At 37.1% G+C, this 25450-nt stretch carries 22 protein-coding genes, 9 tRNA genes, 2 rRNA genes and 1 pseudogene (1 of these 34 cut by a window edge); 23 read left to right on the top strand and 11 right to left on the bottom strand.

What is annotated here, in order from left to right; all coding sequences use genetic code 11:
- The 12 genes from NSS70_RS00465 to NSS70_RS00520 form a co-directional block, all read left to right on the top strand.
- Nucleotides 1-471 (top strand): 23S ribosomal RNA (locus NSS70_RS00465); it begins 2462 nt to the left of the window's first position.
- Nucleotides 472-565: 94 nt separating this feature from the next.
- Nucleotides 566-681, top strand: a 5S ribosomal RNA gene (gene rrf / locus NSS70_RS00470).
- Between the two features lie 22 nt (nucleotides 682-703).
- A tRNA-Val gene (locus NSS70_RS00475) sits at nucleotides 704-779 on the top strand.
- A 154-nt stretch (nucleotides 780-933) separates the two neighbouring features.
- Nucleotides 934-1006: transfer RNA gene (locus NSS70_RS00480), tRNA-Thr, on the top strand.
- A 303-nt stretch (nucleotides 1007-1309) separates the two neighbouring features.
- A tRNA-Lys gene (locus tag NSS70_RS00485) sits at nucleotides 1310-1385 on the top strand.
- A gap of 7 nt (nucleotides 1386-1392) precedes the next feature.
- Nucleotides 1393-1475, top strand: a tRNA-Leu gene (locus NSS70_RS00490).
- Nucleotides 1476-1481: 6 nt separating this feature from the next.
- Nucleotides 1482-1553, top strand: a tRNA-Gly gene (locus NSS70_RS00495).
- 7 nt (nucleotides 1554-1560) lie between these two features.
- Nucleotides 1561-1649: transfer RNA gene (locus NSS70_RS00500), tRNA-Leu, on the top strand.
- Between the two features lie 5 nt (nucleotides 1650-1654).
- Nucleotides 1655-1731: transfer RNA gene (locus tag NSS70_RS00505), tRNA-Arg, on the top strand.
- Nucleotides 1732-1734: 3 nt separating this feature from the next.
- A tRNA-Pro gene (locus tag NSS70_RS00510) sits at nucleotides 1735-1811 on the top strand.
- 11 nt (nucleotides 1812-1822) lie between these two features.
- Nucleotides 1823-1895: transfer RNA gene (locus tag NSS70_RS00515), tRNA-Ala, on the top strand.
- 77 nt (nucleotides 1896-1972) lie between these two features.
- Nucleotides 1973-2740 carry a protein rep gene (locus NSS70_RS00520; RefSeq protein ID WP_340880753.1) on the top strand — a complete coding sequence of 256 codons (768 nt, stop codon included), beginning with the start codon at nucleotides 1973-1975 and terminating at the stop codon, nucleotides 2738-2740.
- Nucleotides 2741-3238: 498 nt separating this feature from the next.
- Here the strand turns inward: NSS70_RS00520 and NSS70_RS00525 are convergent, their stop codons facing one another.
- Nucleotides 3239-3445 (bottom strand): hypothetical protein, encoded by a 207-nt coding sequence (locus NSS70_RS00525; protein ID WP_153028081.1) that lies wholly within the window; start codon nucleotides 3443-3445, stop codon nucleotides 3239-3241.
- A gap of 280 nt (nucleotides 3446-3725) precedes the next feature.
- Between NSS70_RS00525 and NSS70_RS00530 the strand changes: the two are divergent.
- Nucleotides 3726-4076 (top strand): annotated as a pseudogene (locus NSS70_RS00530) (protein rep); the annotation flags it as partial.
- Between the two features lie 638 nt (nucleotides 4077-4714).
- Here NSS70_RS00530 and NSS70_RS00535 read toward each other — a convergent pair.
- The gene (locus NSS70_RS00535) at nucleotides 4715-5593 is read right to left on the bottom strand and encodes an IS982 family transposase (RefSeq protein WP_327848482.1); all 879 of its coding nucleotides are present in this window, start codon (nucleotides 5591-5593) and stop codon (nucleotides 4715-4717) included.
- A gap of 53 nt (nucleotides 5594-5646) precedes the next feature.
- On the opposite strand from NSS70_RS00535, the gene NSS70_RS00540 reads away from it, so the two are divergent.
- The 6 genes from NSS70_RS00540 to NSS70_RS00565 all read left to right on the top strand — a co-directional run bounded on the left by NSS70_RS00540 (nucleotide 5647) and on the right by NSS70_RS00565 (nucleotide 10196).
- Nucleotides 5647-6495, top strand: coding sequence for a hypothetical protein (locus NSS70_RS00540; RefSeq protein ID WP_340880755.1), 849 nt, complete (start codon nucleotides 5647-5649; stop codon nucleotides 6493-6495).
- A gap of 446 nt (nucleotides 6496-6941) precedes the next feature.
- Nucleotides 6942-7241, top strand: a complete 300-nt coding sequence (locus tag NSS70_RS00545) for an ATP-binding cassette domain-containing protein (RefSeq protein WP_340880756.1) — start codon at nucleotides 6942-6944, stop codon at nucleotides 7239-7241.
- A gap of 244 nt (nucleotides 7242-7485) precedes the next feature.
- The gene (locus tag NSS70_RS00550) at nucleotides 7486-8613 is read left to right on the top strand and encodes an IS110 family transposase (RefSeq protein ID WP_339199994.1); all 1128 of its coding nucleotides are present in this window, start codon (nucleotides 7486-7488) and stop codon (nucleotides 8611-8613) included.
- Nucleotides 8614-8753: 140 nt separating this feature from the next.
- Nucleotides 8754-9167: an ATP-binding cassette domain-containing protein gene (locus tag NSS70_RS00555; protein ID WP_340880757.1), complete on the top strand. Its 414-nt coding sequence runs from the start codon at nucleotides 8754-8756 to the stop codon at nucleotides 9165-9167.
- Entirely contained in the window at nucleotides 9164-9400 is a 237-nt protein-coding gene (locus NSS70_RS00560) for a hypothetical protein (RefSeq protein WP_066247873.1), read from the top strand. Before NSS70_RS00555 ends, NSS70_RS00560 begins: the two co-directional genes overlap by 4 nt.
- A 268-nt stretch (nucleotides 9401-9668) precedes the next feature.
- Complete coding sequence (locus NSS70_RS00565) at nucleotides 9669-10196, top strand: hypothetical protein (RefSeq protein ID WP_144597982.1); 528 nt, start codon at nucleotides 9669-9671, stop codon at nucleotides 10194-10196.
- 943 nt (nucleotides 10197-11139) lie between these two features.
- On the opposite strand, the gene NSS70_RS00570 is transcribed toward NSS70_RS00565, so the two are convergent.
- The 9 genes from NSS70_RS00570 to NSS70_RS00610 all read right to left on the bottom strand — a co-directional run bounded on the left by NSS70_RS00570 (nucleotide 11140) and on the right by NSS70_RS00610 (nucleotide 20406).
- Nucleotides 11140-11892, bottom strand: a complete 753-nt coding sequence (locus tag NSS70_RS00570) for a prepilin peptidase (RefSeq protein ID WP_340880759.1) — start codon at nucleotides 11890-11892, stop codon at nucleotides 11140-11142.
- Nucleotides 11893-11910: 18 nt separating this feature from the next.
- Entirely contained in the window at nucleotides 11911-12717 is an 807-nt protein-coding gene (locus NSS70_RS00575; RefSeq protein WP_340880760.1) for a hypothetical protein, read from the bottom strand.
- On the bottom strand, nucleotides 12710-13312 hold the full coding sequence (locus NSS70_RS00580; RefSeq protein WP_340880761.1) for a PilN domain-containing protein: 603 nt from the start codon (nucleotides 13310-13312) through the stop codon (nucleotides 12710-12712). The genes NSS70_RS00575 and NSS70_RS00580 overlap by 8 nt, the downstream gene beginning before the upstream one ends.
- Nucleotides 13313-14308 (bottom strand): type IV pilus biogenesis protein PilM, encoded by a 996-nt coding sequence (gene pilM, locus NSS70_RS00585; RefSeq protein ID WP_340880762.1) that lies wholly within the window; start codon nucleotides 14306-14308, stop codon nucleotides 13313-13315.
- A 116-nt stretch (nucleotides 14309-14424) separates the two neighbouring features.
- Complete coding sequence (locus NSS70_RS00590) at nucleotides 14425-14841, bottom strand: prepilin-type N-terminal cleavage/methylation domain-containing protein (RefSeq protein ID WP_340880764.1); 417 nt, start codon at nucleotides 14839-14841, stop codon at nucleotides 14425-14427.
- Between the two features lie 188 nt (nucleotides 14842-15029).
- Nucleotides 15030-16235: a type II secretion system F family protein gene (locus NSS70_RS00595; protein WP_340880765.1), complete on the bottom strand. Its 1206-nt coding sequence runs from the start codon at nucleotides 16233-16235 to the stop codon at nucleotides 15030-15032.
- Nucleotides 16222-17274: a type IV pilus twitching motility protein PilT gene (locus NSS70_RS00600; protein WP_340880766.1), complete on the bottom strand. Its 1053-nt coding sequence runs from the start codon at nucleotides 17272-17274 to the stop codon at nucleotides 16222-16224. The genes NSS70_RS00595 and NSS70_RS00600 overlap by 14 nt, the downstream gene beginning before the upstream one ends.
- Before the next feature lie 12 nt (nucleotides 17275-17286).
- Complete coding sequence (locus NSS70_RS00605; RefSeq protein ID WP_144597974.1) at nucleotides 17287-18942, bottom strand: GspE/PulE family protein; 1656 nt, start codon at nucleotides 18940-18942, stop codon at nucleotides 17287-17289.
- A 72-nt stretch (nucleotides 18943-19014) separates the two neighbouring features.
- Entirely contained in the window at nucleotides 19015-20406 is a 1392-nt protein-coding gene (locus NSS70_RS00610) for a G5 domain-containing protein (protein WP_340880767.1), read from the bottom strand.
- Between the two features lie 676 nt (nucleotides 20407-21082).
- Between NSS70_RS00610 and NSS70_RS00615 the strand changes: the two genes are divergently transcribed.
- The 4 genes from NSS70_RS00615 (at nucleotide 21083) to NSS70_RS00630 (ending at nucleotide 25264) form a co-directional block, all read left to right on the top strand.
- On the top strand, nucleotides 21083-21550 hold the full coding sequence (locus NSS70_RS00615) for a type IV pilus modification PilV family protein (protein ID WP_340880768.1): 468 nt from the start codon (nucleotides 21083-21085) through the stop codon (nucleotides 21548-21550).
- On the top strand, nucleotides 21543-22067 hold the full coding sequence (locus NSS70_RS00620) for a hypothetical protein (RefSeq protein ID WP_340880769.1): 525 nt from the start codon (nucleotides 21543-21545) through the stop codon (nucleotides 22065-22067). Before NSS70_RS00615 ends, NSS70_RS00620 begins: the two co-directional genes overlap by 8 nt.
- Nucleotides 22048-23808 carry a hypothetical protein gene (locus tag NSS70_RS00625; RefSeq protein WP_340880770.1) on the top strand — a complete coding sequence of 587 codons (1761 nt, stop codon included), beginning with the start codon at nucleotides 22048-22050 and terminating at the stop codon, nucleotides 23806-23808. Before NSS70_RS00620 ends, NSS70_RS00625 begins: the two co-directional genes overlap by 20 nt.
- A 781-nt stretch (nucleotides 23809-24589) precedes the next feature.
- Complete coding sequence (locus NSS70_RS00630) at nucleotides 24590-25264, top strand: MgtC/SapB family protein (protein ID WP_445290574.1); 675 nt, start codon at nucleotides 24590-24592, stop codon at nucleotides 25262-25264.
- Nucleotides 25265-25450 lie beyond the last annotated feature (186 nt).

Genomic DNA, 25450 nt, shown 5'->3' on the forward strand with positions numbered 1-25450 from the left:
ATAAAAGCTACCCCGGGGATAACAGGCTGATCTCCCCCAAGAGTCCACATCGACGGGGAGGTTTGGCACCTCGATGTCGGCTCATCGCATCCTGGGGCTGTAGTCGGTCCCAAGGGTTGGGCTGTTCGCCCATTAAAGCGGTACGCGAGCTGGGTTCAGAACGTCGTGAGACAGTTCGGTCCCTATCCGTCGCGGGCGCAGGAAATTTGAGAGGAGCTGTCCTTAGTACGAGAGGACCGGGATGGACGCACCGCTGGTGTACCAGTTGTCCCGCCAGGGGCATCGCTGGGTAGCTATGTGCGGAAGGGATAAGCGCTGAAAGCATCTAAGCGTGAAGCCCCCCTCAAGATGAGATTTCCCATCGCTAAACGCGAGTAAGATCCCTTGAAGATGACGAGGTAGATAGGTCCGAGGTGGAAGCGTGGTGACACGTGGAGCTGACGGATACTAATCGATCGAGGACTTAACCAAGAAAGAGCATCTATTCGTGAAGGAACCGTTATCTAGTTTTGAAAGAATGACATTCCGATGTCATTGACAACAGGAAGGAAAACAGAAAAGGCTGCTTGGTGGCAATGGCGAAGAGGTCACACCCGTTCCCATCCCGAACACGGAAGTTAAGCTCTTCAGCGCCGATGGTAGTGAGGGTTTGTCCCTTGTGAGAGTAGGACGCTGCCAGGCTGCCTTTATTTAATTGTTTTTAGGAGGATTAGCTCAGCTGGGAGAGCACTTGCCTTACAAGCAAGGGGTCGGCGGTTCGATCCCGTCATCCTCCACCATCTTGCATGCTCGTGCAGCTCAATTGGAGAGCATGTTCTGTCTTCTTTGATTATACTTCAGCGTACTACATTGAGATTCTTCTTAAGCAAGCTTACTTTCATTGGAATAACAATTTAAGCAAAGGCAAAAACTGAGTATTGAAGTTGTTATTATGCCGGTGTAGCTCAATTGGCAGAGCAACTGACTTGTAATCAGTAGGTTGGGGGTTCGATTCCTCTCGCCGGCATCATTTTAGTTGTTTTATTATGAATATGTCTTTCAATCAGTTGTTATACAAGCAATGCTTCATCAAATTTGTGGCAGGTTGTTTTGCCCTGATGTCATTGATCGTCCTCCAAATAGTTAAGACAGAAGAGACAGCTGAAAAAATATTTTTGATTATGAGCCATTGCTCAGCAGGTAGTGCAACGAGCAAAGCCTCGTCGAATAAGCGGCGAGTTGTCCCGACGCATCTATCATCCTCGAGAAGCTGGCAGAGGAAGGGACATCTGACAAATGAAAAATGGATTAGGAGAAAAAAATTTTTTATGAGCCATTAGCTCAGTCGGTAGAGCATCTGACTTTTAATCAGAGGGTCGGAGGTTCGAATCCTCCATGGCTCACCATTTTGACGCGGGTGTGGCGGAATTGGCAGACGCACTAGAATCAGGATCTAGCGCCTTTATGGCGTGGGGGTTCAAGTCCCTCCACCCGCATCATATGCGGAAGTAGTTCAGTGGTAGAACACCACCTTGCCAAGGTGGGGGTCGCGGGTTCGAATCCCGTCTTCCGCTTTTCTCTGCCGGGGTGGCGGAATTGGCAGACGCACAGGACTTAAAATCCTGCGGTAGGTGACTACCGTACCGGTTCAAGTCCGGTCCTCGGCACCATATTGGCGCCCGTAGCTCAATTGGATAGAGCGTTTGACTACGGATCAAAAGGTTAGGGGTTCGACTCCTCTCGGGCGCGCCATATCGGGAAGTAGCTCAGCTTGGTAGAGCACATGGTTTGGGACCATGGGGTCGCAGGTTCGAATCCTGTCTTCCCGACCAGGGAATTTAAAGGGGCCTTAGCTCAGCTGGGAGAGCGCCTGCTTTGCACGCAGGAGGTCAGCGGTTCGATCCCGCTAGGCTCCATCCAAATATTTATTTATACAACCAATTCCAATAATCCACTGAACCTTAGGGAGATTCCTAAGTTTTTTTTATTGCCCATGAAAAATGGACATGCCTGGCGCAGGTCGTTAAAAATTGCATATCACAATAAATTGATTGTTGAGGAAGCCAATCGGCGATATCATTGTGCTTGGTTATTTCTCACACTGACAGTTCGGAATGTCGAGGGAGGAGAGCTTCGCCAAACGATTTCCGATATGATGAAGGGGTTTAATCGTTTAACGAAGTACAAGCGATTTGATGCAGCCGTCCTTGGGTATTTTCGAGCTTTAGAAATCACGAAAAATCATGAAGAACATACATATCATCCACATTTTCATGTGTTATTACCAGTAAAGAAAAGTTATTTCACAGGCAAGTTATATATTAGTCAAAAAGATTGGACAAGCCTTTGGAAAAAGGCAATGAAACTTGATTACACGCCGATTGTACATATACAGCGGGTCAAAGGGAAAACCAAGATTGATGCTGAACAGATCGAGAGTGAAGTGCGAGAGGCTATAGAGGAGCAAAAAGCTGTTTTGGAAATTTCAAAGTACCCTGTGAAGGATACAGATCTTGTCCGCGGCAACAAGGTGACTGAAGACAATTTGGATACGGTCTACTATCTGGACGACGCGCTGTCGGCTCGGCGACTAATCGGATATGGTGGCATTTTGAAGGAGATACATAAGGAAATGAATCTCGGGGATGCAGAGGACGGCGATCTGGTTAAGATTGAGGAAGAAGATGATGAGGTGGCAAACGCTGCATTTGAGGTTATGGCTTATTGGCATCCTGGCATAAAGAATTACATAATCAAGTAAGAAAAGCAGGCCTAGAGCCTGCTTTTCTTACTAAGGTAGATGTTTTTTTAACTTTTTGTCCCATCCTGTGAAGACCATTATTGCCGTTATTGGTAGCCCTAATGCCATAACAAAAATCAAAGATACATTTTCAGATGGACCTAAGATTAAATAAATCAATAACATTATAGCCGCGAGGCTAATATAACTTTTTAAAAATGCTATCAGTGAGTTTTTATTCATAATCTCGCCCCATTTTAAATTATTTTACAATCGTGTATTATATTTGTACTGAATAGGATGTATGGTAATTTTTATAATCAGTTATTGTTATTTTTAATCTCTTTCCTTTTTTTGCAGCATTTATAACTTCTTTTTTATAAAGAGAATTAGAACTCAGTTGTGTTGCTAATGCAAGAAGCCCATCCAGCAACTCCACCCCATTTAGTAGCAATAGCTAAAATAACAATTTTTAGATTACTATTACCTTTTATTGCTTTCATATTATTAGCCAACTCTTTATTGAGCTTTGGATAAAGTATAAGACCCTACTACAACTCTCTTTTCTGCTGCATGAGCAACATTACTTGATTTATTAAATCCCAAAAAACTTGTTGATCCTAACAGAGGTGGGGCAACCAATATAATCTTCACTAAAAAACCAAATTTCTTCTTTTTCACAATCATAGCATTATCTCCTTTACTTTCACACTCTTTTTCAATCAAAAAACATCCTTTCCTGGAATTATATGGGCCCATATACTACTACTATAAACAAATATAAGTCTTTTTGGAATACTTTGGATATGATTTAATTAGAATTAGTCGAAAATTAAGAAGGGTTTGAATTAAAGATAGGAAAAAACGTTTTACTTTTTATAACGTGTGGTTTTTTGGATTGATAATGTACAACATTAGAGAGCATACTTCCTTTGCTACAGCGACGATTATTTTAGCTGCTTTCATTGCTGTTTGTTTGATGCTTGAGGTGGTTTGGAAAAGATATAAAAAAGACTTAGAAGAATACGAGAAAGATTTTAAAAAAGCTATCAGAGAACAAAATGCTATTTTGGAAGTTTCTAAGTATCCAGTCAAAGATACGGATGTCATTAAAGGGAATAAGGTCACGGATGAAAATGTGGAAACCGTTTTGGTGTTAGACAACGCCTTGGCATATAAGCGATTAATCGGTTATGGTGGTTTGCTGAAACAGATCCACAAGGAATTGAATTTGGGAGATGCAGAAGATGGAGATTTAGTCTATATCTCCGAAAATGACGAAGTAGCAAACGGTGCTTTTGATGTGATTGGCAAGTGGCATATCGGTTTAAAAAATTATGTGATAAAGAGAGATTAATAGGGTGTAGAAAATTAGAGATACAGAAGATACGGGAGATGATTTTCGTATCTTTTTTTATTGCTCGGCGGGTCACTAGAGGGAAGAAGGTGACGCATGGCGGTTGTCAATTAAAATGTGCGGTAGCGGACCGAAGGGAGCATAAGGAGCACATTTTTTTGTGTTGCTTAACATAGTGCTTTGAAGCCGTTAGTATGATCCGAAAAGTGTATAGCGATGGGGGCAAACAAAACTATCGATATCGATCGAAACATAAAAAATGGGAGAATTTCTAATAAATCGCTAAATATGGTTGATTAATGGTATATTTGGTAATATTATTTAATTGATCAGATGAAGAGAAAGTGAGAGTTTAAATATGAGTTCAGCTATACAATGGCTCAGCAGCTTCATTATTTTTTAGGAAAAATTTAAGAAAATAGATAAACATCGCGTAATGAACATTGTTTCTAAATTTCGTTTTATGGTTTTATTGATGAGGTGCAGACTATGTCATATGTAAGAATTTTTTTTCTTATTGCAATCAATGCTTTAAGAGTATATCAAAGCAATTTGTATGAAAAATTTGAAAAAATTTTACCTGAATTTAAGTACCTGGCGAAATATTATATATACTTACCCATGGTGCTAGTTGAGCGTCAACGCTCAACTAGCCCAAGAACAACGAGCGAATAGGCCAATAAAATGGCATCAAGCGCCGTTTCAAATCCAGAGATCGAATTGGCGCGAATTTTCGTGATCCGAAATGAATCCACTAAAACCGAGAACGCGGTTTCGACGATTTTGCGTTTTCGTTTCATCCATTGTTTCCATTCTTTTGATTGCACCACACGTTGATTTTTTCGGGCAGGCGTCCAAAAAGCGATCTTGTATTCATCGTACAGCTTCTTTTGCAGGGCTTGGCTCACATATCCTTTGTCGCCAAGTGTATACGGATGAGGAAGTTGAGTCATCACTGTTTCCGCAGCTGTCCGATCGTGGCAGGATGCCTCGGTCAGGACATATCCCATCGGAAGCGCTTGGTCGGTAATCTGAAGATGAAGCTTAAACCCATAGTAAACCATCTTTTTGGATGCACAATACCCAATATCTGCGATTCCTTGAAATCGTTTGACGCGATACATTCGTGCGTGGTGGCAGAGTTCAATGGGTAAGCTGTCCACTACCGCATAAGCGTGATGTTGTCCACGTTTGGCGAGTTGGTGACGAATCCATTTGATCGCCCAACGCAAAGAACGGCATCGACGGTTGTATCGAGAGCGCTCTAGGAACTTTTCCTTGGTGAACAGGTTTCCAATGACAAATCGATGCCAAGCCCGTTCCGAAGTAAAACCCAGCAATTTTCCAAGAACGTGAATGGCGATGATAACCTCATCCTCTTGCTTCAACAAATGACGATTTCGACGTTGCAAATACATCTGAATACAAGACAGTTGTGCTGATACAACGAATAAGATCGCGGTATATTGCTTTTGAATTTTTGCTTGGTTTATTGTAAAATGAAAGTGCTCTTGCATGGAACTTCTCCTTTTGAATGTTTGTTCGCACTTTCATTTTAAAGGAGATCCTCATGCAAGGGCTGTTTTTATGTCTCGAGATTTTATCTAGCACCACGGGTATATACTTTTATGCAGCGTCAAATATTTTATTATTAGGGATTATTCTTTTACTAGACCCTTCTCAAAATGTACATATTCATCGTATTTTAAATGACTATAAATGGGAAATTTTAATCGCAAAATATTTAATGGAATTATTTATCATTATAACTTTGTTAAGATTTGAAGTTCCAAAAGGATTTAAAAAAGTTTATGGATTAATACCGTCTATTTTTTATGTAATCACTGCTAATTTTAAAAACGTTTATACATGGATACTGATACAGTTTATATATTATGCATTTTTAGATAAACAACTTTTTTTGATCTTATTGATTTTAAGCTGTATCATCATTTATCTTTCTTTGTTTGCTAAAATATCAGAATTTCAATACATATTAAATATTTTAAAAATGGCTCGTCTCATGTTTGTAATATTGTTAAGTTATCAAATCATTCAAGAAGTATCGCAAAAAGCAGGTTTTAGCTTCGCGAGTGCAAGCAATAAAATCGAGGTTTTATTATTTTTATGGGTGGCTTTTCTATTAATTCTGTTAATATCTAACTATTTTTTATTAAGATATATTAAAGCTACTACACGAATTTTCCAGGAAAAACAATTAATCCATTATTTCAAACTATTTTTTATACCCTTCATATTTTTGACTTTGATACAGATCGCGTCCAGCTTGTTTGTTTTTATCAGCAATATCGAAGAATCACTGATAATCATGTCCTATTTAATTTCATCTCTTTTTGTAAAAATCAAATTTATTGATTTTTTAACTATGGAAACTTATGGTTATTATTTGTTTATTTAAAGTCTTTAGACAAAAAAATTCAATCTGAGTTTATGATGAATATTAACTTAAATAATTTCTTCTTATTATTGCCCGTTTTACTATTTCACCTCTGTTATCTCATTTTAAATCAGCAATATATTTATGCTTTCCTGCAGATGCTTGTATACATATTAGACATTAAGGCAGATGAACTAATCATTTTAATCACGAGAAAAATATTGAAGAAAAGTGAATTGCCTAATTTGTTTATACACACAAAAAAAGGTTTATCCAACGTATTATTAATAGCGTTTGTTCCCAGTGCCATTATTAGCATTCTTGTAAACAGTAGCAGCATAAAGAGCTCCAGCTTAGCTACAACGATGTTGCTGCTCGTTTCCGTCATACTATTTTGTGTGTCAATATTGGCGCATTATTGGAGGAAGAGCTTTTTTGACGAATTACATAAGTGAGGTAAAAAATAAATGTTAGAAATTAAAAATTTAACGTATAGCATAGGGGAGAAAAACATTTTAGATCATATATCTTTTTCAATACCTGAAAATAAAGTGACAGCCATTGTCGGGCCTAATGGCGTGGGCAAAACTACAACCGTGCAAATATTGTCGAATATAATCAAAACGGAAAATGCTTCTGTTAGGAGCCTAAATCGTAATAAGAAAATCGTTTACTTGGATATTGAATATTTAGTTTTTGATGAGTTGACAGCACAAGAGTTTCTCGAGTTACATTCACGAATTCATAATAAAAACATCCATGAGTAATTTTACTCCCCACCCATGCATGAAAATCCATCATTCCTTCCCATAATGGATATGAACGCAAACAGTTTTGAAAGACGTTCTCTTTAATGGTGGTTCGACCCTGTAATAAAAACTGTTTGAGTCCATTTGGTGTTCCACCCATTGTCAGCCCTTTTCGTGTGAAAAGGTGACTACGAACAGAAAAATGCCTAACGTGCAAATGGACTCCCTGTTTGCGAATTTATCGATGGAAGGAGTAAGAATCATGGATGTTCTTTATCATCGTTGTGCAGGATTAGATGTCCATGCCGAAACAATTGTCGTTTGTGCTCTTCTTGGAGAGGAAGAACACGTTCAAAAGGAAGTTGAAACATTTCCTACTTTCACGAAAGACTTGTTTCGTCTTCTGAAATGGTTAGAAGATCGTGGTGTCACTCATATTGCGATGGAGAGTACGGGCGTTTACTGGAAACCTGTGTTCAATATTTTGGAAGATTACTTTGACATTACACTTGCCAACGCTCAGCGAATCAAAAATGTACCGGGGAGAAAAACCGATGTTTCCGATGCAGAATGGATCGCCAAATTGTTGCGTTACGGATTGATCGAGAAGAGTTTCGTACCTCCTGAGAACATTCGAGAATTACGGGATTTAACTCGCTTGCGCAAAAAATGGATCGGGCAGTTAACCGCGGAGAAAAACCGCATTCAAAAAGTGTTGGAATGTTCCAATATCAAGTTAAGTTCCGTGATTTCGGATGTATTTGGTGTATCTGGGCGAAAGCTACTGGAACGTTTAATGAAACAGGGATACATCGAAGAAACCGAAGTCGATGCTTGCATTCACAGGAGTATGAAGAGGAAAAAACAACAAATTCAGGATTCTCTCTTTGGTACATTGACCAACCATCAACTGTTCATGATTCGCCAATCGTGGAAGCACATCGAATCGTTGGAAAGTTTACTTCGAGACATCGAAGAACGAATCGACCAACTCTTACAAGTATACAAACAAGAGATGGAGCTTCTTGTGACCATACCGGGGATCAAGAAGGAAACCGCTGCCGTGATTATCGCTGAAATCGGAGTCGATATGGGACAATTTCCAACGTCTCAACACCTCGCTTCATGGGCGGGAGTCGCGCCGGGAAATCATGAAAGTGCTGGAAAACGAAAAAGTACCCGAACGACGAAGGGGAATCCGCATATCAAATCGGCGTTATGTGAGGCGGCTTGGGCTTTGTCTCGATGTAGGAATCAACGTTTGGCAGCGAAATATTGGTCATTGGCGGCACGCAGGGGAAAGAAAAAAGCACTCGTTGCGATCGCGCACCGAATGCTTACCATCATTTACTGCATCATTTCTCGAAAAGAACCGTTTCGAGAGCAGTAAATAAATTAGTATAACCAAAAAGGTTCAGAAATATACGAGATACCTAAAAATAAGGTAGCTCTGCTTTCCTATTTCCTTTTTTTGGTCGTTAATAGGGTATCCAATTTGATTGTGGGGTATACCGCTTCAGCCATGGTTAATTGATTTTCACAGAAAATAAAGAAGAGCTTGAAGAACTATTAAACGAATTTGAAGTATTGAATATTAAAGAATTTTTACCGAACAAGTTAAAGGGTCTTTCCTTAGGGCAAAAGCAAAAATTGATTATATTAATGGGATTTATGTCCAATGCAGATATTTTAATATTTGATGAGCCATTTAACGGTTTAGATTATAAATCTGAAATGAATTTTAAAGAGCTGCTCAGAAAAAATAAGTTTAACTTCACAATTATCATCACTACCCATAATTTTCATGATATCGAAAGGTACACTAAGCAGTGCATTGTGATGGAAGATAGCAAAACGATTAAGCAGATTACAAACGTAAATACTCAAAGTTATAAAAAAAATATATTTCAGTATTTAGGTTTAGAACAGGAGCAGTATAGATGAATCGTCAGTTCGTCATAAAAAGGGAAGAGTTCATGAAAATTCCTCTGCTTATATTTGGTTTTTTATTGGCAGGATTCTTCTTTGGCGCATTATTAGAAGTCGATTTAAAAAGGGAAGCTCTCGATTTAAATTTTATTGATATTTTTTTCAATAACGCCTCAATCGGCATTATGTTAGTTCTGCTAACAAGTTTCATATCTTATCCGATTATTTTATATAATTCATTTTTTTAGGGTTAAACATATATTTTAGCATAGAGCTCTTTGGCGTATATAAAACTTTCATGACTTTAATTTTCCATACGCCGATAGAAATAGTAGGATGGATCATATGTATCATCGCTTCGAAAAGAATGAAAGATTTTTATAAAACTGTGTTAAAAAAAGAAATAAACAAAGAAAATATAAAGGCTGTTTGTATGTTATTGCTGACAATGATAGCTGTTTACTTTGTTGCAGCCATAGTGGAATATTATGCTTTTGAATTTCTGGGGGGACATAAATGGTTAAATTAAAAGCAAATGAAAAAATATTATTAATACTGTTTACGCTTTGGTATTTATTATCCATACAATTTATCAGTCAATACATGATCATGAATCAAGGCAGTGTAATCTATGAAATGAACATTTTTAAAACGAAAGAAATCATGTTTGTATTCCTAAATTTTGTCATAATGATCTTTTCGATTGTTTTTCTTTTCTTTCAAGCTTTTATCTATCGATTTATCATACTATTATTTAAACCGCAGAAATATCCATCAATATTTTCAAGCTTTTTTTATTTAATGATTGGATATTTGCCATTTTCCATTACGATCATTATCACAAACTTTATTCATCAAGAGTATGTTTACAATATTTCAACGAATATATACGCAAAAATTTTCATAACGATTATTGTAAACGTAATATATATATTCATCATTGTTAAAAAAAATATCATCGATTCCAAAAAGGCGCTATTATTGTGTATGTTTTTAATCGTAATAAATGCTCTAGTTTTATTCATTAATTTCAATTCACTATAAAAGTCGATCGCTTCATCATTGCCTGTTTTTCCAGAGGAACTTGGCAAAATATATGAGAGGATATGAAAATGGTTAATGAAATTTTCTCATCACAAACCAATTTATGTTATACTTGCTGCAATCATGATAGGATGCGGACTGCAATATTTCATACTTAGCAATGAGAATATGAAGTCTGTACAGGATGCTTTATCGGAAGAATCGGAGTCATTGATTTTCCAAAGCTTCTCTGTCGATATCATTGCCCTAATTGCCTTGCTATATTATATTTTTTGCTCTGCTAATTCAATCATGAAAGATGGAGTTTTTGAAAAAAATAAAAGCACCCGTAAAATGATTTTACATAAAATATACGCTTCTTATTTGTTCGTATTTATTTGCAACGGAATCATTGTATTATCGACTAGCATAATCGTTATCATACTTTATGGATTTCATCATGATATTTTTTATCATGCATTGTTATTACTTATTGCGAAGTCCTATACCGCAATTTTTTATGTAACATGATCTATGTTTTTGGCTGTTCTATTCAAAAAGTATATGTTTATTTTTCCATGCTTTTTGTTGTGGAGATTGCAAAAATTGCGGTTTTTGCATTTCTGCGTAAATTTGCTGTTTTTGATTACGTTATATTTAATCATTTAGATATTTCTTCTTATTTCCATTTGCCGTCTTCGGGAATTGATAAGGGATATAACATATTATTTTCCATTGCCATATATTTAGCGTATATATTCCTTCTGCAAGCTTTGAGTGTTTATATATTCAACAAGAAAAGAGAGCGTGTAACCTATTAATTAACATTTATCGTTGTTATGGATGGCATTATCACCATTGTAAAGATTTTGAAAAGGCCGTTTAGCTCGCTAGGCTAGCTGTTAAAAATACTTTGGCTTCATATCAAAAGAAAAGAAAAGTCAGACCTGTTCTCTTTTGTCCATTATATGATTAACTGAATATACCAATGGAAAATTTCCGTTTCATAAAAATATGAAAGCACGGCTCCAATACTGATGAAAGGTCCGAATGGTATCGCCGATTTACGGCTTAATTGTTTCGTGATGATGCCAAATAGACCGAATAATGCACCAATTAAGGTAGACAGGAAAAAAGCTAATAACACTCCTTTAAGACCTAAAACATATCCTAAAACAGCAAATAGTTTAATATCTCCGCCTCCCATTCCGCCATTGCTTACAATGGCAATGATATAAAGAAGGATAAAACCGACAGTCATTCCAATTATCGAATCATACCAAGGATGAAGCGGAATCCAGGTCCGCAGGAGAACAAATAGAACGAAGAAAAAGATTAAAATTCGATTCGGAATCAATTTGTAAGATAAATCACTCACCGTAATAATGATCAGGAGTGAAACAAAGGGTAGTGCTACTAAAAGCTCCTCGTTAAATCCAATTTTGTAAAAACTAAAAACAAATAGTAAACCTGTAAACAGCTCCATCACTGGGTAAATAGCCGAAATCGGAACACGGCAGCTGCGGCATTTTCCTTTTTGAAGCAAGTATGAAAAGATGGGTATTAATTCATACCAGGATAAGAAATGGCCACAATGCGGGCAGTGCGACCTCGGCTGAACGATTGAGCGTTTTTTCGGGATGCGAAGACCGACAACATTAAAAAAAGACCCGAAAATGATTCCGATAGCAAAGAAAAAAAGGTAAACGAAAACCATTGCCAAACTCCTCGTACATTAGTATTTAGGGCTGTTTTTACCATTTTGCGATTCCTTATTTGTTTCTGATGAATGATTTTTATCTGCTGAATCAAAATAAAAGGTAGTTAATTGAATTTCCATCGTAATGGTTTGATTCGTTTCGTCCTCTAAAAGCTCCTTTTCCCCCGGTTTCGTGAATGAAAGGACGTCCACTCGGGTGATTCGCTCCAATTTTTCTATTTCTTGTAGGAATTGTAAAAAATGCTTGAAATCTGGTGAAACAACCGACAGATTGAAGGTAATTAGTTTCACGTTTTTATATTTTTCTTTCTCTGTCGATTCGTTCGAAGCTGATTGGTTTTCGCTTTGATTAGACGGAGCATCCGTATTTTCATTTTCAGATTGATTAGTTGCAGACTCCATTTCGGCTGATTCATTTTGCTCCTTATTTTTGTTCGTATTGTTCGTATCTGTTTTATTGTTTTCCGATAATAATTCCGATTCAGACAGCGTTTGCTCATCCTTAAAGGAAATGTTCTGGATTTGGCTGCCGCTGACGTATTCCGCTTCCTGTAAATCAAGCAGCAGCTGGTCCATATTGCGGCTTAACGGCATTTTTTTCTCTAATTGAGCAGTATTTTCTTCCTTATCCGTTTTACTTTTATTTAATTGTGCTTCCAATTGCTTCATTTCCACTTCAAGCTGATTGGCATCTAACTGTGCAAGCGCAACAACGTCTTTCAAAGGCTTTACCGTATACATATACACAACGCCAATAAGCAAAAACAGTAAAACGATTAAACAATAAAAAAAGATTTTCCTTTCTTGGAGGAAATCACTCATCTTCTTCACCCCCGTTTTCGTCCTCTAACGCCGAAGAATGAGTCTCAAGAATAATATTCACATCATATCTCGGAATCTCCTTGAACATTTCTTCATCCACTTGTTCATCTGAAGCTTCTTCAAATGTGAAGGTTTTAATTTCTTTGATCCTTACATTTGTAAAAAGAGGGGAAGAGACGAGCTTTGAAACATAAGATGCGGCAACATCCAATGATTCGAATTGGGTTTGGATCGACAATTGTTTATTTTCATATTCATAATGGCTTAAATAGCTATGATTTGGCAGCAATTCCAGCAATTCTTCAATGAGATGTGAGGTAGGTGCGGTCAATTCCTCTGCTTTAGCGACCGCTTCTTCTAAGCTGCCTGATTGTCCATGTTTTTGATTTTCTACTTGAGTTTCTAAAACTTCCTTATCCATTTTTAAATTTTCAATTCTCGTATCGGCCAGTTCTTTCTCATTTTTCGTATGAATATATTGATAAACAATGATCGATAAACAGATTAGCCAAACAATAAGAAAAGAGATAAAAATAATCAAAACCGTCGAACTTTGTCTTTCGGATTTCGGCAATAAATTTATTTCAGGGATCACTTAACTTCCCCCTTTCAAGGCAAGCCCCAAAGCAGGTATAAAATGACGAGGAACTTTATCCATTTTTTCAGGAGAAAGGTAAGCATCTAAAATTGTAACGGGAATTTGAAATTGATCTTCTATTTTTTTTCTAATCAAATCTAAGTTTGGAAAATCCCCTAACAGCATAATTTTCGATACAGCTTTCTGACCTTTATGAATGGAGTAGCGGTAAAAATTCATCATCCGCTCCAATTCCATTATTTGATCATCAATTAAACTTAAAAATTGCGCTTCATCTCCATGATACGTCCAGGTGAGCAGATCATCATCGTATTGGTAGCTTGTCCAATCCTTCATTTGAATATCTAAATCTTGAAATCTTAAAAATTCAGGCTGGTTCTCCGAAAAAATACTGATCATGATTGAGTTTAAATTCAACTCAAAAAATAAATATGCTTCATCTGTATTTTTTGTCATATATGTATATTGGAAATACCGATATACGCCAATTGAACGAATATCAGCAGCGACAGGCTTTAGTCCTGTATCAATCAAAATCTCCGTATATTTTCTCATTTCATCTTCTGGAACAGCAAAAAGAAGCCCTTCCCGTTCTTGTGTATCAGCTTTTCCAGGCAATGGTGATACATCAAAGATTGAATTGTCAAATGGAAGATAAAGTGTATGTCCTAATTCCATAATAAAGTGGCCGTTGATTTCTTTATCTTTTAAATGAGCAGGAAACTTTACCTTTCTCATAATGACAAGGGAATCAGGCGCATAAAACTGGACATTCCGCCTTTTGATTCCCCACTCTTTGACGGTCTCCTTCATAAAATGATAAAACTCCATCTCATCAAGAATTCGCCCATGCTCTAGCAGGCCGTTCGGTATAGACTTTTCTTTGAAATGTTTAATATTTGATAAATCGCCGCCGGAATGATCCACCATCCGAAGCGCATAATCATCGATGACTAAGTTGATTGTTTTTTTAGCCGAAAGAAAAGTGAGCATAGGCGAACCCTCCTGTGACCAAAATATTTTTGCAAAGAGAAATACTTCAGTTTTTGATAAAAAGTAACAGGCAAATTATTATGTTTACATGTTCCAAGTTAAAACGAAAAAGATTTTTAATTATTTTCTTTTTCTTTATTTAAGAAAGCGCGTAATTTTCCTTCAGTAGCAGATTTACCAACACCCTTTACACGATTTGCAGGATGACCAGTAATTTTCCAATTTTTGCCGTCAAATGTAACAGTAAATTGATCATCATCATTTTGTTCAATATCAATATACCCTGCAAGCTCACTGGCTTTATAAGAGGCTGAACCAGAAGTATTATCTTTATCTTGTGCATATTTTAGTTTGGCAGCTGAAATAATATTTAATGCCTCTGATACAGTAGCACGGTCTCTAGAATCGCCAATGACATTTGTGATAATCGGGATTGCAATAGCTAGTATGATTGCAATGATGATAATAACAGCCAATAGCTCAATTAATGTCATCCCTTTTTCTTTTTTGAGAAGTTTTACATGTTTTCTCATTTCATATTCCTCCTTTGTTTTTAGTTTTCCAAAATTTACTTTCATAAGGCAAAACGGCAAGCGCTTGTCATGTTCCCGCAAACTTTATTAACTCGATTTCTTGATCACCTCCTAAAGGAATTTTTTTGGAATCTAGTACAATACGTTTCTTTTAGACATGCTTTAATGCTGCAAGCTTCGTCATCTATTTACATTTGCTGATAAATGCTAAACATAGGCATCATAATGGCAAGAACAATCGTCCCAATGACAAAGGCTAAAATGACGATCATAATCGGTTCGATCAGCGATTTCAAAATTTCAACGCTGCGGTCAACTTCCGCTTCATAGAAATCAGCTATTTTGGTTAACATGAAATCTAATGAACCAGTCTCTTCGCCGATCGCCGTCATATGGGTGACGAGCGGCGGGATTACCCAGCTTTTTCTAAACGGTTCGGATAAGCGGTCTCCTTTTTCTAAACTATCACGTGCGTCCAACACGACTTTTCCAATGACTGGATTGTTGACAACCCGCTCGACAATAGTTAATGCTTGTAAAATCGGCACTGAACTAGAAAAAAGAGATGATAATGTCCGCGTCATTCTTGCAATAGCTGATTTTTGCAGCAATTTGCCGAAAACAGGCATTTTTAACAAAATAACATGGACAGCGTAATAAAAGGCTTTATTGCTTTTCATCAACAAGCTGAAAGCAAGAATCGCTGCTAATAAGACAAGAAGTACAATCCACCAAAAGTTTTGAACTACATGGCTTGCGCCAACTACGAATTTCGTAATGGCAGGCAGTTCACTGTCAAATTGGGCAAAAATTTCGGTGAATTTAGGCACAATCGTTAGCATCAGAAATACAACAACTGCAATGATGATAATGATTAATGTGATTGGATAAGCAAGAGTTGATTGAATTTTTTTCTTCAAATCGTATTGCTTTTCAAAATAAGCCGCCAGCCTGTCCAATGTTTCGTCCAAACTCCCGCTGGCTTCCCCGGCGCGAACCATATTGACAAAAATGGCCGGAAAAATTTTCGGATATTTGCTCACCGCATCTGAAAAAGCATTTCCTGTCCGCAATTCCGTTTCAATCTCAGCCAATACTTTGGCCAATGCTTTGCTTTCCGTCTGCTTTGATAAAATATTCGTTGAATCTACAATAGAAACTCCTGCACGGATCAGTGTTGCAAATTGCCGGCAATAAATGACAAAATGCTGGTTTTTCACAGGTCTGCCAATCGATACTTCCTTATAGATCAAGCCTTTTGCTTCATTGATCTCACGGGGGCTTATTCCTTGTTCTCTTAATTTTGCTATCGCATTTGTTTTATTTAGTGCATCAATCGTACCTTTCTTTAGCTGTCCTGTTTTCGTACGACCGACATATTTATAGATAGCCATTTTCATCACCTTTATTGATATATGGCATGGCGCTTTCGTAAGAAATTTTTCCTGAGCTTAATAGGCTTTGAACGGACATTTCCAATGTATGCATTCCTTGAGCTCTATTCGTTTGCAAAACATTGTGGATTTGATGAATTTTTTCATTGCGAATCAAGTTTGAAATGGAAGGATTATTAATTAAAATCTCCGTTGCAACCGTTCGCCCGGATCCGTCCTTTAGCGGGAAAAGGCGCTGTGAAATGATTCCTTGCAAAACGTTTGCTACTTGAAGGCGAATTTGCCTTTGCTGATGGGGCGGGAACACATCTATGATCCGGTCGATCGTCTGGGCTGCACTGCTTGTGTGCAATGTGGCTAGCACTAAATGACCTGTTTCAGCAGCAGTAATAGCTGTCGATATCGTCTCAAGATCCCGCATTTCCCCCACTAAAATAATATCCGGGTCTTGCCTTAAAGATGCGCGCAGTCCGTTTGCAAAGCTTTTTGTATCTGAACCAATTTCCCGCTGATTGATAATGGATCGCTTATGGGAATGAATATATTCTATTGGATCTTCTAATGTAATAATATGTTTGGAATAGTTTCGATTAATATAATCGATCATCGCTGCCAATGTCGTTGACTTACCTGAACCGGTTGGTCCCGTGACGAGAATTAACCCTTGGGGCTTTTCCATCAATTTCTCGACAATGGAAGGTATTTTAAGCTCTGCGATCGTTGGGATCTTCGTCGGTATAATTCGGATCGCGACACTTATATGATTGCGTTGGCGAAAAGCGTTTAATCGAAACCGTGAAATTCCCTCTAATTCATAGTTAAAATCAAGCTCGCCCTGCTGCTCGAACGTATCCCACATCGTCTCCGGAATAAGCTCTTTCGCCATTCTTTCCGTGTCGTTTTTAGACAATGAATGGTCTCCGTAAGGCTTTAGCTCGCCGTTTATGCGAAAAACCGGAGGAGAGTTGACAATTAAATGGAGGTCTGAAGCATGATCAGTAAAAGCTTTTTTAAGTAAATCTGATATATTGTATGACATGAAGCCCACCTCCTACTCGAGGACAGCGACGCGTAAAATTTCTTCTGTTGTCGTTAATCCCTCTTTTACTTTCAGCAAACCGTCATCGATTAAAAATTTTAATCCTTTTTCCCGCACAAAATTTTGCAAATAAGAAGTTGACGTATTATTCATGATGAGTTCACGAATCTCCGCATCGATCGGCAATACCTCTTGAATGGCTAGGCGCCCGCGGTAGCCGGTCATGTTGCAGCTCGGACAGCCTTTGCCTTTTGCAACCGTCTCGATTTCAAGGCCTCTATTCGCAAAAATTTCTTTTTCTCTTTCAGTCGGGCGGACGATTTCGCGGCAATCCCGGCACACTCGTCGAACTAAACGCTGGGCTACAATGCCAATGATTGAAGACGATATGAGATACGGTTCAATGCCCATATCGATTAATCTCGTTAAAGCAGCAACTGCACTATTCGTATGTAGAGTACTTAATACTAAATGACCTGTAAGTGACGCCCGAATGGCAATTTGTGCTGTTTCTGTATCACGAATTTCGCCGATCATAATAATATCCGGGTCCTGGCGCAAAATCGAGCGAAGCCCATTGGCGAATGTCAGGCCGATATCTTCATTTACTTGAATTTGATTGACTCCTTCGATCTGGTATTCGACAGGATCTTCAACCGTGATGATATTTACATCCTCTGAATTTAACTGATTTAAAGCTGCATACAATGTCGACGACTTTCCGGATCCTGTAGGTCCAGTGATTAATATTATTCCATTTGGCTGCTTTAGCATAGTAATAAATTTTTCCAAATTTTCATCTGTAAAACCGATTTTTTCCACACTGTTTAATACATTGCTTAAATCAAGAATCCGCATCACGACTTTTTCACCAAAAATTGTCGGCAGCGTGGCGACACGAATATCCACCGGTTTAAAATTAATCGTTGTTTTAATTCGGCCGTCCTGCGGCAATCTATTTTCTGTAATATTTAAGTTTGCCATAATTTTAATCCGGGCAATGATGACATTTTGCATATGTTTTGGCAGTGACCGCTCTAAACGTAAAATGCCGTCGACCCGGTAGCGGACCTTTACGTCTGTTTCTTGCGGGTCAAAGTGGATATCACTGGCACGCTGGGCAAGACCGTTGGCAATGATTTGGTTGACAAGACGAACAACAGGAGAATCTTCATCCGTTACTTTTGCTTCATCCATTGAATCCTTTGGTGAAAGATCACTCATGATCTCTTCCATCGATTCTTGAAGATCATAATATTTTGTGATCGTTCGATATAATTCATCTTTTGTCGCAATAGCGGGTTCAATATGGCATCCTGTTGCCATTCTCAATTCTTCTATAGCAAAATAGTCCATCGGATCCGCCATTGCAACAAAAAGTTTATTTTTATCTTTTCGGATTGGCATCACATAATGCCTTTTTGCCAGCTCTTTTGGAATTAATTGAAGAACATCCTGATCAATTGGATATTGATAAATATTAATATGCGGTATTCCTAATTGGAACTCCAATACTTCAATCAGCTGCTGCTCGGTAATAAAACCTTCTCTCAGCAGGGCATCCCCTAATTTTTCATCCGGTGACTTATTTTTTAATGTTTGGTTTAATTGTTCATTTGTAATGAGTCCAGCTTCTAAAAGCAAGTCTCCTAAACGCTTTCTAGACAATTTCCGTTCACCTCCAAAGATGCTGGCTTTATCATATTCATTCAGATTTCCTTTTCTCTAACGGCGTTGCCTTTATTTCACATATTCCGGCTCTTCCTCCACACTTTCCTCCATTAATTGCTTTTCGTATTCCTCTTCGCTTTGAAAACGGTCTTGCCCCATGCTTTCAGTTCCGTCGGTACCATTGTCCGTATTTATATCCTTTTGCTTCGTTTGGTCCGCATTTGTTGAATGATCAGCATTTGCATTACTAGGATCCGCTTGGCTACTATTCGTATTTGTATCGTCCGAATTCGTTTGGTCATTTTCGTTATTCGCATTATTATTTTGATTTTCAGAAGAAGGTAATGCTAATAAAATGATTTCAGGTACAGGCAAGTAAAAGTCAGTGCTAATCAACTCACGGGAAAGCTCCGCGCCGTTTTCGGCTACTGACACTCGGTATACTTCCACTCGCTGACCATTTACACCGTTTTGTATAACGCGCTTGCAGCATGGCTGTAAATCCTTTTTATAACGATAGATGGTGCGATAATGAATATCTTCTTTATTTTCAATTTTGTATTGATATTTTGTTTTTTGAGGTGCGGACAAGATCGCCATTTTCAATTTTGATCCGTTTTTTTCAGCTTGAATTGTGTATATATAAGGTCCAGGATTTGAAACGACGAAATCTTTATCATCTGTTTGACTGATTTTTGCTTCAATCCCTGCTTTTGAATAGGCCGGAATTACTCGCTGCGAATGGCGCTCAATAATCTCTACATTTGTTTGCAGGAGCAAAGAATACAGCATAGAAACGACGAAATTTCCATCATCCTCCCTAAAATAACTCACCTCATTTGCCACTTGTTGCAAAAACGAAAGTGAATTTCCAGGTGTTATCTTTTTTCCATTTAATTCTTCTACTAACTCATCTAAAAAGATATAGTCTTTCGGAATATTCCAGCTTGCTTCAGCAATTACATCATTTTGTTCGTTTGCATCTGTTAAAACCGCTTGAATGTTATGTTCTCCTAAATAAGAGGCCGTTGTTTCAACGTTGTTTATCGTTTTGACTTTATCAATATGGTTCGGCCATTCTGAAAGTTCTTCATCCGTTATATTCACTTTTACAACCAACGGCAGATCAACTGATTTTTTTTTAATAAAGAAGGCATACCACGGTGTTTTTGTTTTTTCGAGCAATTGATCCATCGTTTGATTCAGGTCATACTGAATATCTTCAGATGGAATGGTTAATATTTCCGTGGGTGATTCAATCGTCATATCACTTTGATTTTTCCACTCATTGATCTTATCTGATAAAATGTCTTTAGCTTCATCAACAGTCATTCCACCGACATCAATTCCCCCGACTGTAGAACCATCAGGAATTGTAAAGGCAGCGTTTGCGATATGGGGAGTTCCGAAACTAATGGTCGCAGCTGATATAACGATTATGAAAGAAAAAAACAAAGCCATTAACCTTTTCATCCTGCTCATAAAGAACCTGCCTTTCTATGTATCATTTGTCTGATCAAGCTTAGAAGACTGAAACCGGCAAATAAATATATATTACAAAGGTTGACTTTTCCTTTCAATGCCAATATTCGGTATCTTTAAGAAGCGCGGTTGATTGCTGCAAGGCTCCAGTTCCTTCGAGCTTGTTTCTTCATCGTATGGGTAAAAGAAGAAGTACAATTGATTTGTCTGATCCAGTCTGTAAAAATATAAAATTTTACAAAATAGGTAAAAAATACAGTTTCATTTAGTTAAAAAGACCTATTTTGGGGTAAAATGAAAGCAACGAAGATGAAATATTTTGTATAATAATAGCAAAATTACAGCAATTCATCCACAATAAAATGTAAAAAAATTGAATAAATAGTAAAAATATTATTTTTTTAGTCTAAAAGACCTTATTTTGAAGTAAAATAAAAGTAATAAATAATATATTTTTGTATAATTATAGCAAATTTAGGAGAGAGAAATTTTTACGGATTTAGTAAAAATGTTCCATATACTTACATTCTATTATTATGATTCGTTTAAGACAATGGTTTTTTAGTCAAAAAGTCCAATTTCAGAGGATATAGTTCCAATTCACTACAGCCATTGCGACTATTACTTAATATTTAAAAAAATGGGTGAATATTCTATGAGAATGAAGATTGTGAAGAAAATGGACGGGTTTACACTTGTGGAGATACTAATTTCTCTCGTCATTCTTTCCATCATTATTTTGGCATTTCTTAATCTTTTTGTTTTTACAAATAAAACAACTGTAGTAAACAATGATCAATTAGTGGCAATTCATCTGGCGAAATCAACAATGGAAAGAATTAAGATGAATCCTTTTTCTTATATTGATGAACCAGATAATGATCGCTTTAATCAGCCGCAAGTTTATACTTCTGACAGCTGCTCGAACCGTCCAGATCCCGATGAATGTGAACTTTTGTTTTCTCCACTTATAAATAATAAAACGTATGCAGTTCAAGTAACGGTCAGTCAAACTGCTAATGAAAAAGCGATTCGATTAATGAATGTACTTGTTGAAGTGAATTTACAAAATTCAAAAACACCCATTACTTCAAAGGTTGAAGGGTATGTGAGCTATGAGTAAAAAAATCATATCCTCTAGTAAAGGAATTACGTTAGTAGAAGTTCTTTCAGTGGTTTTATTGGGTTCTGTTATCGGACTGATCGCTTACTCTGTTCTTTTTAGCGGATTAAAAACATATGACCGTGCGATGGAAGAAGCAGCATTGCGCGATGAAGCAGATTATATACTCGCCCATTTAATTGATGAGCTGTTTGTGTTAAAGGTTAGTGAGATTAAGGAGCAGAAATTGCCGGATCCAAGCGGGAATTACTTTTTGATCAAAAATGACGGCAGCAAAATTGGTTTTGATCATGAACATTCACGTGTAGTGATTAATAACAAAGAATTGTCGTTAACAAACGGAAATATCGTGCTTTCTCGCGAATCAAAATTGATAGAAACTGAACGAGAAGATGTGTTTGAAATTTTGTTAGTTTTACAATCTGCTAAAACACAGCAAACAATGAAACTGAAAAGTATTGTGAGCATTATTAATGATCGAAAAGGAGTGCAAAATAATGAAAATCTTAATGAATGAGAAAGGATACTCCTTGATCTTAACCATGTTGATCTTTTTACTATTTACAGTCTTGTCTGTTTCCGTTTTGACAGTGGCTTTATCTGGGGTGAAAAGAAATCAAACAAGCGAGGATTATGTTCAAGCTCGTGAATTAGCCAATAAAGGAATTGAGCATATTACGAGTCAGATTCAAAGTGATTTGAAAAATGAACTCGGAGAAGAAGGAATTACCCGCAGCGAGTTTATAACGAAATTAAATACGATTTTAAATCGCTATAAAGACGAGGTAAATAGTGTTCACAATACTGGCGCAATTGGTGAATATCGAGTATATATACGAAATATAGAAAATGTAATAGAAAATGGTGAAGAAAACCCGCTAAAGAAGAAGATAACCTTTTTAAGCAGAGGATTTGTTGATGGCAAGGAAAAAACGGTTATTTCAGAAGTTGAAATTGGTGCACAATCTGTTTTGGAGACGTTACATTATGCGCTCGGTGCCAACAAATTATGTAAAACTCCAAATACCTGTATACCTGGTGAAGGAAATTTGTTTTTGCACGGCGGGGTTTCAATCACAGGGGATATGAAGGTAGACGGGAATTTAATCATAACGAACCGCGGATATGCATTATTAAATCGTGAGGAGAAATGGATTGCGTCCGTTTACCCGAGCATTTTACCAACACAAGGAAAAGCAAATGCAAATTTACTACTTGGCGGAAATATTTTTACCTTTAATCATACTCCTCCATATGGACAACATATTACAACTTCTAATTTTGGAAGTTCTTATACAAAGCTAACAGATCGTATTGATGATGCTTTTTACAATCGGCAAGCCCCGGTTATTGTAAAAAGGCAGCCGATCCGTGATGACATTCAAATTCCTGCACAAAAATCGGTTTTTTATTATAAACATAATTCTCCCGGTGTAACGATCATAAAAGCTAATAATAGACTAATCTCAAACCAAAATCGGCCTAATGACAAAGTTTATGCGAGTCATGATGAATGTTTTTTATGGTGTAATCAGAAATACGATGGAGATTACACATTTACTGGGAATAATCTTTTTAAAAGCTTTGCCACTGCAGGTTCATTAACAATTCGCAATTTAGATAATCAATTCAGACAGACCACCTTTAAGGAGGGAGCCTATATAGAGAAAAATTTAACAATTGGCAACGAGTGGTCTGATTCGTACAACCCAAATAATTATGACAAAATTCGGGTGGACGGCCCCATATTTGTGAACGGTGATCTGACGATTAGAGGGGCTGATGCGGAATTTAATTCAATTATGTATGTAATGGGGGATGTGACGATTGAATATTCGCGCATCAATGGATTAGGTCAAAACGGTTCATTAATTATTTTTGCAAAAGGAAATATAAACATTAGAAATAATAGCGTTAACCAGGATGAACCTAGTAATATTAAAGGGTTTTTCTATTCAGAACAAGCATTAGAAATGTTTGGAGTGGGGTCAAATATTCGTATAGAAGGAGGAATATCAGCGAGGCGCATTGTTTTAAATGCGATAAGAGGGCGTGCTAGTAATCAAAATTTTAGTGGGGCGCAAAAAATTACGAATAACGATTATTTTGAAGGTGCACAAAACCAAATAGGCAAGCTTTCTAGGCTGCAAATTATTTATGATCCGGAAATTATCAATACGTATGCAGATATAAAGTCTAGAGAGCCCGTTATTAAAAACTTAGATCCGCCTAAAATTATTAATCGTGACATAGAATAAATACCTTTCATCTTATTTTTTTGCCGATATGACCGCCGCCTCTCGTGTATAGTGAAGGCGGTGGAGGAATCGGCTTCTTTTTTAGCTTTTTGTGATGTTTTTCCGTTGCAATACTTTCCGTTATGATCATAAAATGAAAAATTAAGAAATGACAGTCTAAAAGCCAATTTTTCGAGAAAATTGTCGAAAGCCGAAATGGATATTTTTGCTGTTACAAAAACATCTTTAATTGATTTGAATGATGCAAACCGTTTTAATTAATCTGAGAAAAGCGATGGAGGCGAGATTTGCTTATCCTTGTAAAAAAGTATGGACGAAACAATTATTCGCTGCAATGCGGTTTGAGAAGCTCAAGCCTCTTTTATCCTCTTGTAAATGGAAATTTACAACAAACAGACAAAACAGCTTAAAACAGAACGAACAAAAACGACAAATTTACGAACAACTAAGAGCTCGCTTCTTCTGAAGATCCTCCGCATCTATTGCAATCAAGCTCGCTTTCTTTAAAACCTTCAATCGGAGTATAATTAATTGATCGCTACTTCAGAAGCATAAACTGTTCCATTCTTGAAGCATATGAGCAGTGAAAGCTTCGTTTGATTTTAAAGCCAGCTCTAAAAGTGCTTTTTTGTTTCATATCATTCTTAGTCTCATACTCAAGAACAATTGAATATTGAGCACTGTTCATCGCATATAATGGGAAAGTATAATACTGTATCATTTCAAAATTCATATATGGCCAAAACAGAAAAAGTCATTTGGATGGTAAGGAGGAATGATAATGCCTGAGGAATGGCAAATTATGTTGATTCGCATTGTTTTAGCAGTCATTTTAAGTGGATTTATTGGCCTTGAACGAGAATTTAAACGGCATCCAGCAGGCTTTCGCACTCATTTGTTAGTTGGTGTCGGCTCCTGCATGATGATGCTGCTGTCTCTTTATGGCTTTGAAGAATATATGGATCGTTATGAAAATATTCGTTTTGACCCAGCAAGAATTCCTTCTTATGTCATTAGCGGCATTGGTTTTTTAGGTGCTGGAACGATATTAGTGAGAGGGGTTACGGTAAGAGGATTAACGACGGCAGCCTCGATTTGGGTTGTTGCAGGACTTGGCCTTGTTGTTGGGGCAGGAATGTATCCGCTGGCGATTTTTTCTACCTTGATTGTATTGTTGAGTTTGATCTTTCTCAATAAGGTGGAGGCTTTTTTTGCTGAGAAGTCAAGCAAAAAATGGATACAAGTTAATCTTCCAGAAGATGATTTGGTGGAATTTACTCGGAAACTTGAACAATTAAATATTTCTGTTTATAAAATTCATTTTACATTGTCAAAGCCAAAAGAAACTAAACATGCGAAGCGTTCATATTTACTTGAAATTGGCCTTCCAAAAGATGAAATGCCTGAAATCATAAACGAATTAATGAAATTTCAAGAAGTTAAAAAAGTTTTTTAAAGAGCGGGTTTTTTCCATATTGTAAATGGCAATATTATTAGTGAGCTTTTTTGTTGAAATGACACAAAAAAAAATTTATATTATAATTAAGGTCAAATATAGTCAAAGTCAAGTGACTAGTTGTTATCGTTTAGGAAATAAGCATTACGTAAACATCTTGCCTCCTATCCCTCAAGGATATTGCAC

Origin of the sequence: Aeribacillus sp. FSL K6-2848 (assembly GCF_038004325.1) — a bacterium.
GTDB classification, from domain to species: Bacteria; Bacillota; Bacilli; order Bacillales; family Aeribacillaceae; genus Aeribacillus; species Aeribacillus composti.

Bases quoted from the DNA above. Each gene is read 5' to 3' on its own strand.
- NSS70_RS00520 (WP_340880753.1), top strand. From the start codon at position 1,973: ATGAAAAATGGACATGCCTGGCGCAGGTCGTTAAAAATTGCATATCAC.
- NSS70_RS00535 (WP_327848482.1), bottom strand. From the start codon at position 5,593: ATGCAAGAGCACTTTCATTTTACAATAAACCAAGCAAAAATTCAAAAG.
- NSS70_RS00540 (WP_340880755.1), top strand. From the start codon at position 5,647: ATGCAAGGGCTGTTTTTATGTCTCGAGATTTTATCTAGCACCACGGGT.
- NSS70_RS00545 (WP_340880756.1), top strand. From the start codon at position 6,942: ATGTTAGAAATTAAAAATTTAACGTATAGCATAGGGGAGAAAAACATT.
- NSS70_RS00550 (WP_339199994.1), top strand. From the start codon at position 7,486: ATGGATGTTCTTTATCATCGTTGTGCAGGATTAGATGTCCATGCCGAA.
- NSS70_RS00560 (WP_066247873.1), top strand. From the start codon at position 9,164: ATGAATCGTCAGTTCGTCATAAAAAGGGAAGAGTTCATGAAAATTCCT.
- NSS70_RS00565 (WP_144597982.1), top strand. From the start codon at position 9,669: ATGGTTAAATTAAAAGCAAATGAAAAAATATTATTAATACTGTTTACG.
- NSS70_RS00570 (WP_340880759.1), bottom strand. From the start codon at position 11,892: ATGGTTTTCGTTTACCTTTTTTTCTTTGCTATCGGAATCATTTTCGGG.
- NSS70_RS00575 (WP_340880760.1), bottom strand. From the start codon at position 12,717: ATGAGTGATTTCCTCCAAGAAAGGAAAATCTTTTTTTATTGTTTAATC.
- pilM (WP_340880762.1), bottom strand. From the start codon at position 14,308: ATGCTCACTTTTCTTTCGGCTAAAAAAACAATCAACTTAGTCATCGAT.
- NSS70_RS00590 (WP_340880764.1), bottom strand. From the start codon at position 14,841: ATGAGAAAACATGTAAAACTTCTCAAAAAAGAAAAAGGGATGACATTA.
- NSS70_RS00595 (WP_340880765.1), bottom strand. From the start codon at position 16,235: ATGGCTATCTATAAATATGTCGGTCGTACGAAAACAGGACAGCTAAAG.
- NSS70_RS00600 (WP_340880766.1), bottom strand. From the start codon at position 17,274: ATGTCATACAATATATCAGATTTACTTAAAAAAGCTTTTACTGATCAT.
- NSS70_RS00610 (WP_340880767.1), bottom strand. From the start codon at position 20,406: ATGGCTTTGTTTTTTTCTTTCATAATCGTTATATCAGCTGCGACCATT.
- NSS70_RS00615 (WP_340880768.1), top strand. From the start codon at position 21,083: ATGAGAATGAAGATTGTGAAGAAAATGGACGGGTTTACACTTGTGGAG.
- NSS70_RS00620 (WP_340880769.1), top strand. From the start codon at position 21,543: ATGAGTAAAAAAATCATATCCTCTAGTAAAGGAATTACGTTAGTAGAA.
- NSS70_RS00625 (WP_340880770.1), top strand. From the start codon at position 22,048: ATGAAAATCTTAATGAATGAGAAAGGATACTCCTTGATCTTAACCATG.
- NSS70_RS00630 (WP_445290574.1), top strand. From the start codon at position 24,590: ATGCCTGAGGAATGGCAAATTATGTTGATTCGCATTGTTTTAGCAGTC.